This is a genomic window from Nocardia sp. NPDC058519 (assembly GCF_042719755.1).
GTDB lineage: Bacteria > Actinomycetota > Actinomycetes > Mycobacteriales > Mycobacteriaceae > Nocardia.
The window spans coordinates 13,561-27,296 of the sequence record NZ_JBHXNK010000014.1 but is presented as its reverse complement, the minus strand read 5'-3'; the positions used below and the strand labels follow the sequence as shown (position 1 = coordinate 27,296).

Annotated in this window: 15 protein-coding genes; 5 read left to right on the top strand and 10 right to left on the bottom strand. The window is 67.6% G+C overall.

All coding sequences use genetic code 11. From position 1 onward, the window contains the following. Positions 1–6 precede the first annotated feature (6 nt). The 5 genes from ACFWPK_RS17240 to ACFWPK_RS17220 form a co-directional block, all read right to left on the bottom strand. Complete coding sequence (locus tag ACFWPK_RS17240; RefSeq protein WP_378916740.1) at positions 7–648, bottom strand: ABC transporter ATP-binding protein; 642 nt, start codon at positions 646–648, stop codon at positions 7–9. Further along, a complete protein-coding gene (locus tag ACFWPK_RS17235; protein ID WP_378916738.1) occupies positions 648–1,589 on the bottom strand; it encodes an ATP-binding cassette domain-containing protein in 942 nt (313 codons plus the stop codon). Before ACFWPK_RS17235 ends, ACFWPK_RS17240 begins: the two co-directional genes overlap by 1 nt. Before the next feature lie 103 nt (positions 1,590–1,692). Beyond that, positions 1,693–2,547 carry an ABC transporter permease gene (locus ACFWPK_RS17230; protein ID WP_378916735.1) on the bottom strand — a complete coding sequence of 285 codons (855 nt, stop codon included), beginning with the start codon at positions 2,545–2,547 and terminating at the stop codon, positions 1,693–1,695. Continuing rightward, the gene (locus ACFWPK_RS17225) at positions 2,540–3,532 is read right to left on the bottom strand and encodes an ABC transporter permease (RefSeq protein WP_378917001.1); all 993 of its coding nucleotides are present in this window, start codon (positions 3,530–3,532) and stop codon (positions 2,540–2,542) included. Before ACFWPK_RS17225 ends, ACFWPK_RS17230 begins: the two co-directional genes overlap by 8 nt. Next, entirely contained in the window at positions 3,532–5,115 is a 1,584-nt protein-coding gene (locus ACFWPK_RS17220) for an ABC transporter substrate-binding protein (RefSeq protein ID WP_378916732.1), read from the bottom strand. Before ACFWPK_RS17220 ends, ACFWPK_RS17225 begins: the two co-directional genes overlap by 1 nt. 100 nt (positions 5,116–5,215) lie before the next feature. On the opposite strand from ACFWPK_RS17220, the gene ACFWPK_RS17215 reads away from it, so the two are divergent. Together ACFWPK_RS17215 and ACFWPK_RS17210 are read left to right on the top strand one after the other, a co-directional pair. After that, a complete protein-coding gene (locus tag ACFWPK_RS17215; protein WP_378916730.1) occupies positions 5,216–5,548 on the top strand; it encodes an ArsR/SmtB family transcription factor in 333 nt (110 codons plus the stop codon). A 50-nt stretch (positions 5,549–5,598) separates the two neighbouring features. Beyond that, on the top strand, positions 5,599–6,267 hold the full coding sequence (locus ACFWPK_RS17210) for a type 1 glutamine amidotransferase domain-containing protein (protein WP_378916727.1): 669 nt from the start codon (positions 5,599–5,601) through the stop codon (positions 6,265–6,267). Positions 6,268–6,278: 11 nt separating this feature from the next. Here ACFWPK_RS17210 and ACFWPK_RS17205 read toward each other — a convergent pair whose 3' ends face one another. The 4 genes from ACFWPK_RS17205 to ACFWPK_RS17190 form a co-directional block, all read right to left on the bottom strand. Further along, positions 6,279–6,587 (bottom strand): antibiotic biosynthesis monooxygenase family protein, encoded by a 309-nt coding sequence (locus tag ACFWPK_RS17205; protein WP_378916725.1) that lies wholly within the window; start codon positions 6,585–6,587, stop codon positions 6,279–6,281. Between the two features lie 17 nt (positions 6,588–6,604). Next, on the bottom strand, positions 6,605–7,051 hold the full coding sequence (locus ACFWPK_RS17200) for a hypothetical protein (protein WP_378916722.1): 447 nt from the start codon (positions 7,049–7,051) through the stop codon (positions 6,605–6,607). Between the two features lie 73 nt (positions 7,052–7,124). After that, entirely contained in the window at positions 7,125–7,547 is a 423-nt protein-coding gene (locus tag ACFWPK_RS17195; protein ID WP_378916719.1) for a MarR family winged helix-turn-helix transcriptional regulator, read from the bottom strand. 152 nt (positions 7,548–7,699) lie between these two features. Continuing rightward, positions 7,700–8,287: a DUF4352 domain-containing protein gene (locus tag ACFWPK_RS17190; protein ID WP_378916716.1), complete on the bottom strand. Its 588-nt coding sequence runs from the start codon at positions 8,285–8,287 to the stop codon at positions 7,700–7,702. A gap of 308 nt (positions 8,288–8,595) precedes the next feature. On the opposite strand from ACFWPK_RS17190, the gene ACFWPK_RS17185 reads away from it, so the two are divergent. From ACFWPK_RS17185 to ACFWPK_RS17175, 3 genes are all read left to right on the top strand, one after another. Next, positions 8,596–10,530: an N-6 DNA methylase gene (locus ACFWPK_RS17185; RefSeq protein WP_378916714.1), complete on the top strand. Its 1,935-nt coding sequence runs from the start codon at positions 8,596–8,598 to the stop codon at positions 10,528–10,530. A gap of 84 nt (positions 10,531–10,614) precedes the next feature. Beyond that, on the top strand, positions 10,615–12,180 hold the full coding sequence (locus ACFWPK_RS17180) for a serine/threonine-protein kinase (protein WP_378916712.1): 1,566 nt from the start codon (positions 10,615–10,617) through the stop codon (positions 12,178–12,180). A 174-nt stretch (positions 12,181–12,354) separates the two neighbouring features. Then, positions 12,355–13,401: a hypothetical protein gene (locus tag ACFWPK_RS17175; protein ID WP_378916710.1), complete on the top strand. Its 1,047-nt coding sequence runs from the start codon at positions 12,355–12,357 to the stop codon at positions 13,399–13,401. Here ACFWPK_RS17175 and ACFWPK_RS17170 read toward each other — a convergent pair. After that, the gene (locus ACFWPK_RS17170; protein ID WP_378916707.1) at positions 13,398–13,715 is read right to left on the bottom strand and encodes a hypothetical protein; all 318 of its coding nucleotides are present in this window, start codon (positions 13,713–13,715) and stop codon (positions 13,398–13,400) included. The genes ACFWPK_RS17175 and ACFWPK_RS17170 overlap by 4 nt on opposite strands. Between the last annotated feature and the right edge of the window lie 21 nt (positions 13,716–13,736).

Here is a 13,736-nt window from a genome sequence, read left to right as displayed (position 1 = left end):
GTGCGGTTATTGCGGAGATGCTTGCCGCGGGGTGAGTGTGCCCTCGTGCATCGTCGCGATGCGAGTGCAGGCGGCGTCGAGGAGGGGCTCGTCGTGGCTGATCAGGAGGACGCCGAGGTTGTCGGTGGCGTGGGCGGTGACCAGGCGGATGATGGTGGCGGTGGTGGCCGCGTCGAGCATGGCGGTGGCTTCGTCGAGGATGAGGTAGCGGGGGTTCTGGGCGAGGGCGCGGGCCAGGCAGGCGCGTTGGAGCTGGCCGTCGCTGAGTGCGTGCGGGCGGCGGTCGAGCAGGTCGGGGGTGAGGCCGACGGTGGTGGCCAGTGCCGTGAGATCGGGGATCGGGGTACGGCGGATGCGGGCGGGTTCGGCGATGATCTGGGCGACGGTGAAGTGGGGATTGGCTGCGGCTCGGGGGGATTGGAAGACCATGGCGATGGCGCCGCGGGCTCGCCGTGGTGGCTGTCCGTCGACGGTGACCGTTCCTGAGGTGGGCGTCAGCAGTCCCGCCATCGTCCGTGCGAGCGTGGTCTTCCCTGAGCCCGAGTCACCGGTGACCCCGACGATCTCTCCCGGGGCAATCCGCAGGTCGACCCCGCCGATCACGGGTTTCGAGCCGTAGCCCGCGGTGATGGAGTCGGCGATCAGCATCAGGACCTCGGCCGGCGAATCATGCGCTGCTGCTGCGGAATCAACTGCGTCGGGCCACCCGCGTAGGGGCAGATCTCGGACAGGTTCGTCAGCGCGCGCGGGGGATGGGGGAGCGGGTGCAGGCCGCGTTCGGGCAGGGCGGCGAGCAGGTCGCGCGTGTAGTCGTGCCACGGATCGTCGAGCACCTGCGCGCCGGGGCCGACTTCCATCAGGCGCGAGGCGTACATGACCGCGACAGTGTCGGCGATGTCGGCGCGGATCAGATGCCCGAGATCGTGCGTGATCAGTAGGACCGCGGCACCACCATCGGCACACTCGCGCAACAGTTTTCCGATCTGGTCGGTGCGTGCGCGATCGAGCCCGGAAGTGGGTTCGTCGGCGATGATCACCTCGGGGTCGCCTGCCAGGGCCGCCGCCACGGCTGCCCGTTGGGCCATGCCGCCCGAGAGCTCGTGCGGATACAGGTCGAGCGCGGCGACGGACAGGCCTGCGCGTTCGACGAGGTCGGCGGGGGTGTGTGCGGTGCCGAGTGCGGTGATCGCTTCCCTGAGTTGGGATCCGACGGTCCGCACCGGGGTGAAGTAGGTGCTCGGCGACTGCGGGACCAGGGCGATGTGACGGCCGCGATACGCGGGGTGGTCGGCGAGGATGTCGACGGGTTCGGCCGTTGCGTGAGCCCGGCCCGCACCGCCGAGTTGTAGGCGAACGGACCCGGTGGTGACGGCTTTGCGGGGCAGCACGCCCATCACCGCGCTCGCGACAATCGATTTCCCGCAACCGGATTCGCCGACGAGCGCGGTGATCGCACCTGCCGCGATGCCGAGGGACAAGTCGGTCACCGCGTGCACCACATCGCCACGGTTCACCGGAATTCGCACGGTCAGCGCGTCGATGGACAGGCAGGTGCGCGTATCCGGCTCCTGATGCCCCGCGCGGGTCACACGGACTCCTCGGCCGTAGCAGCCCGACGCCGGCGGCGAGGGCCATATCCCGGCAATGGTGAGTTTCGTGCTGCCTGACGCGGGGAAGCGGACCTGTGTCGTTTCATCGCGGCATCCTCGAAGGTTTCGGCGGTGCCAGTAGCCCGCGCAGTGATGATCCGGCGACAGCGACCGCCACTGTCGTCAGCACCAGGAATCCCGCCGGGAACACCAGGGTCCACCACCCACCCAGCAGTAGAGAAGTGCGCGCTTCCTCCAGCAGTGTGCCAAGGCTCGGTTCGTGCGGCGGCAACCCGAATCCGAGGAACGACAACGTCGACTCGTGCCAAATCGCATGGGGCAGAAGCAGAACCACCGCGATCAATGCCTGCGGAGCGACAGCGGGCAGGAGATGCCTGATCAGCAGATGAGTGCGATTCGCACCGGCGAGTACCGCCGCGGACACATATTCGCGCTCGCGCAGACTCAAGCTCTCCGCCCGCACGATCCGCGCCACCTGCACCCAGTGCGTGAGCCCGATCGACAACACCACCGCCACCGCGTTCCCCCGGAACAGCGCCACGATCACAATCCCGAGCAACAGGTGCGGCAGCGCGTTCGCGGTATCGGCGAAGCGCATGACCAGGCGATCCACCCACCCACCAGCCAGCGCGGAGACCGCACCGACCAGCACCCCGATCACCGTCGACACCGCCGCCGCACACGCGGCGACGATCAGCGAGGTCCGCAATGCCGCCGCGATCCGCACGAACAGCGACCGGCCGGCCGAGTCGGTCCCGAACCACCACTGCCCCGACGGCGCCTGCCGCGCACTCGCGAAATCGGTCAGCCGATCATCGACCCCTTCCACCCACGGCACGATCACCGCGTACAGCACGACCGCGACCAGCACCGAAAGCGCGAGGTACAACCGTCGCTCAGCAGCCCCGTGCGTGAGGTCGCGCCACCGCTCACCCATCGGCGCGCACCCGCGGATCGAGCAGCACCACCGCGACATCGGCGAGCAGCGACCCGAGCATCACCGCGCAGGTCGTGCCGACAGTGAGAACGGCCAGCAGCGCCATGTCCAGATCCTTCGCCGACTGGACGAACGCGCCCGCGATCCCCGGCCACGAGAAGATCTCCTCTACCAGCACCGCCCCGACCACGACCTCCGGCAGTCGCGCGCCGAGGATCGTCACGAACGGGGCCAGCGACGACGGCAGGATGTGTCTGCGGGTGATCGTCGCGGTATCGATGCCGCGGGTGGCCGCCCCGACCACGAAATCCTCACCGCGGTTGCCCGACACCGATTCCCGCACGGCCAGCAGTAACCACGGCACCTGCGAAACCGCCAGCGCGGCAGTGGGCAACACGAGATGTCGCACCACCTGGCCGAATCCGACCGCGGCCCCGGCATCGGTGAGTCCCGCGGGCGGCAACCACCCGAGCCCGACCGCGAACAAGGCGATCGCGGCGAGCGACACCACGAACGGCGGCAGCCCCTGCATCACCACGCACGACGCGGTGACCAGCCGGTCGATCAGCCCACCACGATGCATACCCGCCCAGACACCCGCACCGAGCGCGACGGCGATCGCCACGCTCATCGCGACGACGACCAGCAGCACCGTCCACGGAATCCGTTGGGCGAGCAGAGTACTCACCGGCTGCGCGAATCCGCGCGAAATACCGAGATCGCCACTGAACAGGTCACCGATCCAGCGTCCGTACAGCTGGTACCACGACGCGTCGAGCCCGAGCTGATTCGTGAGCAGGATCCGATCCGACGCGCTCGTGGTCTCGTAGCGAGCGCCGAGATACCCGACCAGCGGATCGAACGGCGACACTGCCGCCGCGGCGAACAGAGCGGCCGACACGGCGACGAGCACCGGGATCAACGTCACCAGGCGCCACCCGACCATCGCCCGGAGGCCGCGGCCGCGAAAGCGGCTGCGCACCATCAGCGGGTCCAGGTCTGCAGCGACCACCACGGTCCCCAGGTGACGCCGTGCGCGTGCGGCTCGAGAATCGGCCCCGACATCTTCCAGGACGAATCCTTCACCACATAGGTGTGATCGAGATGCACCAGGAACACGTGGCTCGGATCCTGGGCATACCGGCTCTGCACCTCCCGATACGCGGCGGCGCGTGCGGCGGGATCGGTGCTGCGCCTCGCGGTTTCGAGTTGCGCGTCGATCGCGGGATCCGCGTGACGGCTCGCATTGTCGTACGGGCTGCCCGCGCTGGGGTCCAGCAGCGGCGAGTGCAGGGTGTTGTAGGCCTGGGTGTCGGGATCGTAGGGCTCGCTACCGCCGCCGAGCAGGATCGCGGACTGCGCGATGCGCGGCTCGATCCGATCCCAGGAGAGCGCTTCGAGATCGACCTCGATACCGACCCGCCGAGCGTCGGAGGCGAAAGCCATCGCGAGATCACGGCGCAACGTGTCGGTCGAGTTGTACATCACGGTGAATCGTGCCCGCACACCATCTTTCGCGCGCACACCCTCCGCGCCGACCCGCCATCCCGCGGCATCGAGGATCTGTTCGGCGCGGGCCCGATCGAAGGCGAAAGAGACTGCTGGATTGTGGGATTCACCGTAGACATCGGCGAAAGGCGTGTAGGCCGGGCGGCCGTAGCCACCGAGAATATTGTCGATCATCGACTGGCGGTCCACCGCGTAGTTCAGTGCCAGCCGGACGGCGGAGTCCCCGGCGACGGGATCGCCCTCGGGCATCGAGACACCGCGCCAGTCGGCGGAAGTGTTGGCCTGCACCGACATTTGCTGCTCGAAGGTGGCGGCCAGCAAGGGTGGCAGCGAGGTGCCGTCGAGTTCGCCGCTGGCCATTCGTTGCGCGCGGGTGTTGTCGTCGGGCACGTAGAGGACCGTCAGGCGCTTCACCGAAGGTGCGCCACCCCAATAGCTTTCGTTCGCCTCGAATATCGCCCGGGTCGGCTCCAGCGCGGTGAGCCGATAGGGACCGGTGCCGATGGGGGCGGTATTGAGCGGCGATTCGGTCGCGGGTCCTGGCGTCGCGACGGCCTCCGACGGAACGATCCCGATCAGCAGCTTGGTCGGGAACGCCGCATAGGGATGACGCAAGGTGAACCGCACCGACAGCGGATCGACAGCATCGACGCGCTCGATCATCGAAAACGACGACCGCACCTCCGAGGCCGACGCCGGATCCAGAATCGCCCGATAGGTAGCCACCACATCGGCGGCATCGAACGCCGACCCGTCGCTGAACCGCACCCCGGGGCGCAGCGGTGCCGTCCACACGGTCGCGTCGGCGTCGGGCTTCGGCAGTTCGGTCGCCAGCGCCGGGGTGAAGCCGGGCATGCCCGTGCCGCCGGTCAGCCGGAGCAATCCGTCGTAGACCTTTGCCTCGCCCGCCGCGCCGTAACCGGCGACGGGGTTGTATCCGCCCAGTTCATAGGCATCGGCGAGGACGAGCGAGTCGGTGGACCCGCTGTCGGGCGCACCGCACGATGTCAGCACGACCGCGAACGCGGCCCCTACAGCGAACAGCGGCCGAGTACGCATCCAGCATCCCTACACTTCTCATGTTTATCTGAACAGATGAACAGATAATAGTCGCGGGCGGTGCCGTCGTGTCCACTCGGCGATTAAGCTGGGCAGCGCCATGGGAGAGCCACGCACACTGCACGGGTCGCCGGTCGAACTCGGCCGTCGCGCGATCGGCGATGTCGAGATCCGGGAATGGGCCCAACGCTTCGACCTGCTGTCAGACCCGGGTCGCCTGGAAATCCTGCTGTGCCTGCACCGCTCACCCGGCATCAGCGTCGGCGAACTGGCCGCCGCGGTCGGCCGCAACGAGAACGCGATCTCCCAGGCTCTGCGCGTGCTGCGCCACGAGGGTTGCGTCACCTCGAGCCGTGCGGGCCGATCGGTCACCAACCGGCTCACCGACCCGATCATCCACGAAATTCTCCACACCATCGGCGCCAAGCACTGACGTCGAAAGTTCACTCCTCGGAGGCGATGATGGCGAAGATCCTGTTCGTAATGACCGGTGCTGATCATTGGACGTTGTCCAGCAATGTCAAACGCCACACCGGCTTTTGGGCCGATGAATTCGCCACCCCCTACCGGGTTTTCACCGAGGCCGGGCACGAAGTCGTCGTGGCGACACCGGGCGGAGTGAAGCCGCCGGTGGATCTGGCGAGTCTGGCGCCGGTCCCGAACGGTGGTGAGGAGGGTGCGCGGAAGGTCGCCGAGACCATCAAGAACGCCACGCCACTGGACAATCCGGTCCCGCTCGGCGACGTGCGGCCGGCCGATTACGACGTGGTGTTCTATCCGGGCGGCCACGGGCCGATGGAAGACCTTGCGGTGAACAAGGATTCGGCGGCGCTGCTGGTCGATACCTTGCACTCCGGCAAACCGCTCGCACTCGTCTGCCACGGACCCGCCGCGATCCTGGCAACCGCCGCCGACGGGCCCTCACCCTTCGCGGGCTACCGCCTGACCGCCTTCAGTGATGCCGAAGAACGTCTGGGCGGGCTCGCCGACCAGGCCAGATGGCTGCTCGAAGACCGGCTGATCGAACTCGGCGCGGACTATCACAGCGGCGAACCGTTCGCGCCGTTCCTGCAAGCCGACCGCAATCTGCACACCGGTCAGAACCCCGCCTCGGCCGGTCCACTGGCCGCGGCGGTGCTCGGCGTTCTGTAAATGCTTGTCGCTCAGGTGAATTCGGCGACAACCTCGTAGAGGGCGGGATTGGCGCGCGCGACCTGACGCGCCTGGTCGACCGAGGCGACGACCGTCGGATTGAGGCCGGCGGCCTCGCACGCCTCGGCGCTGTCCCAGTGCGCGACGTTCACCAGCTGGAATCGCGAATCGGGCAGCAGGGCGCGGTGCAGGCGGACATCGCGGAAACCGGGTGCGGTGCGCATGTGCGCGGCCCGCTCGCGCCACTGCGCGACGAACCCCTCGATGTCGTCGGCGGATACCTCGATCACATTGATGAAAGTGACACCGTGGTCGGTCATGTGGAGCTCCTGTTCGTTCATGTGGCGGATCCGGGACGGACGATCATGAGCACGACCACCGCCGTCCACAGCAGGTTGTAGATTCCCGCGAGCATCGACAGCACACGCAGGCGCTTGCCGTCGTCGGGCTGGTCGAGGGCTTCGCGCTGCATCGGCACGATCTGCACGGCGAGCAGCCCACCCGCCACGGCGGTGGTCACCATCGCGGTGGTGATCCAGATTTCGTTCATCCGGCCCTGGATCGTGGCCAGCACGATGCCGATCACCGGCACGATGATCGCGAGTTTCGCGTAGTTCCCGGTGATCCGGTGCATGGCGACCGCGACCGGCCTACTGCGCACCGACTCCGGATCCGGCCCACCGGCGACCGGCGCGTACCGGGGAAAAAGACTGGTGGCGACCGCTGAGCCGCCGACGAAGACGATGCCCGCGAGCACATGCACGGACAACAAGACGTGTTCCAACTACCGACTCCCTCCGACCTTCAATGTGTTTGAAGCCTAGCTCGAGCTTCAGCCATATTGAAGGTCGGATTCGTCACGCCTGGGGTCGAGGCGGGAATTGCCCGGCGAACGCGTCGACGATGGCCGCGCCGACCCGCCGCAGAATCGGATCGGCTTCCGCGCCGAACAGCTGAGTGTCCACCCGTGTCACCGCCTTCCGCGCCTCCGCGAGCAGCCCCGCCCCCGCCTCCGTCAACTCGATCGCCGACGCCGACCCCGCCCGCGCCGTCCGATCCTGCACCAACCCCGCCCCGACCAGTCCCTTCACCGCGGCATGCACACTCTGCACGCTCGTCCCCGACATCCGCGCCAACTCGCTGAAGGAGGCCCCCGGCACCCCATTGATATGCCCGAGCAACCCCAACCGGGCCACCGTCAAATCCAGCTCCCCCAACTCCACCCCCAACGCCGCCTCCACCCGCCGAGACATCGTGATCACCAAAATGCTCGGGCTCATAGCCGGCGGTCCAGGACGCTCGTTCTCGGTGGTCACCACCCCATTTTCCCGCACGCGACCGCAACAGTCGTATTCCGGGAGGTGTATCAACCGCGCGCCCCTGAAATAGTTTCGGGCCCAGCGAGTTCGCTGGGCCCGAATCCGGTGCGGGACTACTTCAGGGCGACGCGGGTTCCGTCGGAGAATGCCGAGTCGTGGAATTCGATCGCTGTGGGGACGGTGCCCACCGGGACGTCGAAGACGAGGACCATCGAGGTCTTGTTGCCCGGGTTGATCTCGGCGGAGAGCTGGTCGTTGACGTTGATCTCGGCAGTGGTGTCGTTGGCGAACTCGCGGCCCTGATCGTCGATCAGCTTCTGATTCGAGCCGAAGTAGCTCTGGGCTGCGGTAGAGGTATTGACGACGTCGACGTAGACAAGGATGAACTCACCCTGCGCGGTCTTCTGCAAGAACTGGTTGTCGCCGACGGTGGTAACCGGCGGATCCACCTTCGTCACCGTGAATCCGAACTTGCCGTCGCGCACCTCGGTGCCTGCGGGTGCCGCGATCGCCTTGGTCTGCTCCGCCTTTGCGACCTCGTTGGCGGCCGTGCCGATCAGTGCCACACACCCACCGAACAGGACGAGCACGGCAAGGGCGAACCCCCCGAGCACCCACGGCCACACCTTCTTCTTGCGCGGCGGCTGCGGGTAGTGGGGCTGCGGGGCAACGGGGTTGGTCGGGTACTGGGGATTGGCCATGATCGTCCTCTTCTGGGAAACGCCGTCGGTCGCCGTGGCACGACCGATCGCGGCCTCGTTGTGCCGTGCGGTGCGGGATGGAGAATCGACGAAAGAATGTGCGAGAACTGTTGTCTCGCAACGATGTTCGTGTGCCGGAAGCGGCTGTTCAGGTTGTTGCCGCTTCGTTGAAAAGGACGCTACACCTACGCAACGCCGATGGCAACAGGAAAACAATGTTTTCACTGCGAATGTTGAAAACATGTGTACTGACGTCGGGTTATGTCAACGATGATGTGTAAGGTTTGACCTTGACCAGAGGAGACCCCTTGTCAGACTCGACGCCCGCCGTCGCCGCCGCCGAGATCTCCCGGCTGGCCGGCGTCACCCGTGCCACCGTGAGCAACTGGCGCCGCCGACATGCCGATTTCCCCGCGCCGGTGCCGGGGGGCTCCGAATCGCGGCCGCTGTTCGACCTCGCCGAGGTGCAGCAGTGGTTGCGTGGGCATGGGGTCACAGCGGCGGATTCTCCCGTGCAGCGCCTACGGACCGTGCTGCGTTCCGAGGTCGCACCCGAGGATGTCGCCGGGCTGATGGCCTTCGTTGCGGACCCGGCAGGCGAGGCGAAGGACGCGGCGCACGAGGCGGTGCGTGCGGCGATCGGCGAAGTCGGCGTGCAGCAGACACTCGCGGTGCTGGCCGAACGTGGACTCGACGGTCCGAGCACCGGCATCTACCCGACCGATCAACCCGTTGCCGCGTTGATGGCCGATGTGCTCGCCGCATCCGCGTCGCCCGCTCCGCGCTCGGTGCTCGACCCGGCTTGCGGTGGCGGCACCTTGTTGCTCGAGGCCGCTCGGATCGGCGCCGAACGGCTCGACGGTCAGGACATCCTGCCCGTGCAGGCGAGTCGCACCGCCGCGCTGCTCAGCACACTCGCCCCAGGCGCCGACGCGGATATCCGCGCGGGCGATGCTCTGCTCGCCGACGCGTTCACCGATGTCGAGGTCGACGCGGTGCTCTCGAATCCTCCCTATTCACAACGTGATTGGAGTGCCGACGAACTGGCGTTGGATCCGCGGTGGGTGTACTCGGTGCCCCCGCGCAGCGAATCCGAACTCGCCTGGGTCCAGCACGCCATCGCCCATCTGCACCCCGGCGGCACCGCTGTTCTCCTGCTCCCACCCGCTGTCGCGGCCAGGTCCTCGGGTCGCCGGATAAGAATGGAACTGTTGCGGGCGGGCGCATTACGTGCCGTGATCGCCTTGCCGCCCGGCGCGTCGACTCCGCGACAGGTGGGGCTGCAACTGTGGGTCCTTCGGCGTCCTGGCAAGGGGAATCCCAGCGACACATTGCTGTTCGCCGACACGACCCGCTTACCCGATCACGGTGGAGACCAACCGGATTGGCAGGTCCTCGCCGAAACGGTCGTCAACGCGTGGCATGCCTTCGACAAGGGTGACGACGCCACTGTCCCCGACGTGACCGCGGTGGTCCGGGTAATGGACGTCCTCGACGACGACGTCGACCTCACGCCCGCCCGGCAGGTGCGCGCCGCCGTCGACCCCGACAGCGTCTCGGCCTCGGCCCGCACCGCCATCGGTCAGCTCGGTGCGAACCTTACGGAACTGCATTCCATCGCCGATGCTGTCCGCGAATGGGATTCGGCGCCGGGCACCGTGTGGCGCTATGTGGCCGTCGGCAACCTGATCGCGGGCAAAGCCGTGCGTATCGTCAGCAGCAGCCCCGACACCGTCGCCGACGATGCCCCCCAACGCCCGGTTCTCACCGGCCACGACCTCCTCAACAGTCGCGCCCCCTCTGGTCTTACCGCCCCCGGTGCTCCTGTCGGTGAGCCGATCGAAGAAGGCGACGTCCTGGTTTCCCGTCTGCGCGACGACCACGGTGCCGCCCAGGGCACGCGCGTCGCCGAAGGCGCCGACATCGGAGCCGTCCCCGCTCCCGGCGTCCTCGTCTTCCGCACCGACGCCACCCGCATAGACCCCTGGTTCTTCGCCGGCTTCATCGGCAGCCCCGACAACGCCGCTGCCATGTACGGCACGACCACCATCCGCCTCGACCCGGCCCGCCTGCGCATACCCATGCTCGCCCTCTCCGACCAGAAGACCTACGGCGAAGCCTTCCGCCGACTCCACCACCTGCGAGTAGCCGCCCACACCACCGCCACCGCCGCCCACCGAGCCGCCGACCTCATAGCCACCGGCCTCACCGCAGGCGCCTTGGAACCCCACCCCGAAAACTGACCGGCCCACCTCGCGCGCCGCGCGTGTGAACTGCTGTTCCGTCGGCCGGCTCGACGATGCCGCAGAAGGTGAGGGCGCAGTATCGTGCGATGGACCGTATCGGGCGTTGGGTGGGAGGTTGGGGTGCGCGAGGTCATCGACGGGCGGTATGAGATCTCTGGGGCTTTGGGAGCGGGCGGGATGGGGGAGGTCTTGTTGGGGTACGACGTTGTTTTGGATCGAGCGGTAGCGGTCAAGCGAATTGCTGTGGGGCAGTTCGCTTCTCGGACGGACCTGGCTGAGGAGTTTGTCGCGCGGTTTCGGCGGGAGGCCAGGGTGACCGCGCGGATTCGGCATCACGGTGTACCGCAGGTGTTCGATGCGGTGCTCGACAAGGGTGCTGAGAGTGTGTATTTGGTGATGGAGCACATCGATGGCGTAACCTTGCGGGATTTTGTGCACGGGGTGGGGATGCTGCCGATCGAGTGTGGGGTCGCCATCGCGGCGCAGATCGCGACCGTGCTGTCGCACGCCCATGTGTTGCCGGTGGTGCATCGCGATCTGAAACCGGCGAATGTGCTGGTGGCAGGGGACGGCACGGTGAAGGTGATCGACTTCGGGATCGCGGCGTTGCTCGATGGGAGTACGAGCCGGATCACCCGGACCGGGTCGGTGCTCGGGACCGCCGCGTACATGTCGCCGGAATTGGTGAACGGGCAGGATGTGGGGCCGCGGGCCGATCTGTACGCGCTCGGCTGCATCATGCACGAAATGTTGAGTGGGCGAGGGGTATTCGAAACCAGGTCGGAGTTCGATACGCACAACCGGCATCTCTCGGAGGCGCCGACGCCGTTGCGCGCGCTCCGCCGCGAGGTGCCCGCACAGATCGAACAGCTGGTCCTGGACTTGCTCGCGAAGGATCCAGCCGACCGGCCGGCCACGGCACGCGATGTCTACGACCATCTGCTGCCGTTCCTCCCCGGACCGGGGACGCCCGAAAGCCCGGCTCCAGCTGGGTATCCCGATCCGACAAGAATCTTCCGCCGCCCCAACCCGCCCGCCGATACGGCACCGGAACCCGTGGCGCGACGGTCTGCTCCCGGCAAGCCCGCGACCGCGACCGGCGGCCTCGTCGACATCGCGGCACGCTACCGCGAACTGTGCGAACTCGGCCGCTTCGCCCAGGCCGCCGAGGCATTGGTCACCGTCGTCGACGAGGCGGAGCAGCGCTACGGCTCACACAGCCCTCAGCTCGGCGAACTGCACCGCGATATCGCCACCGCCTTCACCCGCAGCGGCGAACACCGCCGAGCCCTGAACGAATGGGAGCGAGTCGAGACGATCGAACGGCAGGTGGGGGCCACGAGCCGGGTGTGGCAGGCGAGGATCGCCGCGGTCGAGTGTCGGGCCATACTCGGCGACCTCACCGCGGCCGCCGCGGTGGACGAGTTGTACCGGCTGTTCGGTGAAATCCGCGCCGCGGAAAACGAATTCGGTGATGCCGCCGTGGCGGTGCGCGTCGCCATCGCGGAACTCCTGCCCGCGGTGGGCGATCAATCGAGGGCGCAGCGGTTCCTCACGCAGCTCCGAGACGATCTCGAAGTGCTTCGGCCGCCGGAAGATCCGGTGCGTCGGCGGGTCGAGCAGCTGGCTGTCGAACTGCGCCGCTGACAGGTTCGACGGTTCTGCTCGGCGCGGCTGTCCGAGCAGAACAGGGCTGCCGTCGAGGCTCGGTCGCGGGCATCCCGGTCGTCGGGCCCGCCGAGTATGCTCCTCGCATTCGCCGGCGGGGGAGCGCGTCGGCAGTCGGTGTGGCCGCGAACAGGTGGTTCGCACGGAAGTGGAGTGGGCCAGGTGCAGGTGTTCGCCAAGTTCGGGTGGGTCGTCGGGCTGCTGGCCGGTGCCTTCAGCATTCTTCTCGGGATCGTCGGCTACTTCACCGGCATCGACAATGCCAGCACGTTCGAGATCGTGCTGGCGGTGGCCTTTCTGGTACTCGGTACCGCGCTGGCGGGGGCCTCGATGTGGCAGCTCGTCGTCGGCGACCGGCGCAAGCGGCAAACCTTCTACCCGCACGGCGAACGGCATCGGCAGACCGATCCCGGTGCGCCACCGCTCGGCTATGGGCCGTCCTGGAATGCCGGTGCGCCCCCGATGCCGGCGCCCCCGCGTCCGGCAACGCCTCCGGTTCCCTATCCACAGGTGCCCTACGTTCCCCCGGAATCGCCGCCGTACCCGCAATCGCTCTACACCCCACCCTCGGCGCCGATCGCGCCGACGGTTGCGCAAACCCCTGACTGGCAGACCCGTACCCGCACCGCGCACCACTGGCTGCCCACCGGGATCCCCTACGCGAGCGCGCCCACCGGAGTCCTCGGTTCTCCCGCCGACCTCGACCGCGACAGTTCCGCTACCATCCCGCTCCGCGTGCGCGACGCTGTCCGCGAAACGATCGCCATCGAAGGACCCATCGAGCGAAGCCAACTGGTAGCGCGGGTCGCCCAGCGATTCGGTGTGCACAAACCCTCGGAGAAACAGCAGATCTGTGTCCTCGGCGAGGTGCCGGAATCGCTGATGCGCGCTACCTCGTCGGGCGTGTTCGTCTGGCCGTCCGACCTGGACCCGTCGACCTGGCGCGGCTTCCGTTTCACCCCGCCCACGGTCTCGCGCGCCATCGACACCATTTCCGCCGAGGAAATCGTCAACGCGATAACCCATGTGGCACAACGTAATCAGCAATCGTTCGACGAGATTGTCTGGGCCACGCTCACCCAGTTCGGTCATGAACGCACCGGTGCCGCGGAGGACCGCATCGAAGCGTGCCTGACCATGGCGGTGCGGCGTGGACGCCTCGCCCGCGACCCGAACGGCCGCTACCGCGCGCTGAACTAGGCGGGGAGTGCGGGGAGGGTTCTCGCGTGGGTTATTTCGGGGGAGACCGTGATGATGTCGCAGGCGGCGACGATGCGGTGGGGCAGGTCGGTGCCGAGGTGGGTGAGGCTGGGGGTGACGATCGCGGCGGCTTCGGTGGTGGTGACCACGTCGAGCAGGCGGCCGATCGGGTCGTCGGTGCGGTCGCTGAAGACCACGGTCTTGGTGAAGCGGTAACCCAGGCGCTCGGCTAGGGAACGGATCTGCGTTTCGTCCCAGGACTGCGCGACACCTGAGATGTCGCGGCGCAGGTAACCGATCGCCGGTGGCTTCATGGGCATGACGGTACCGGCGGA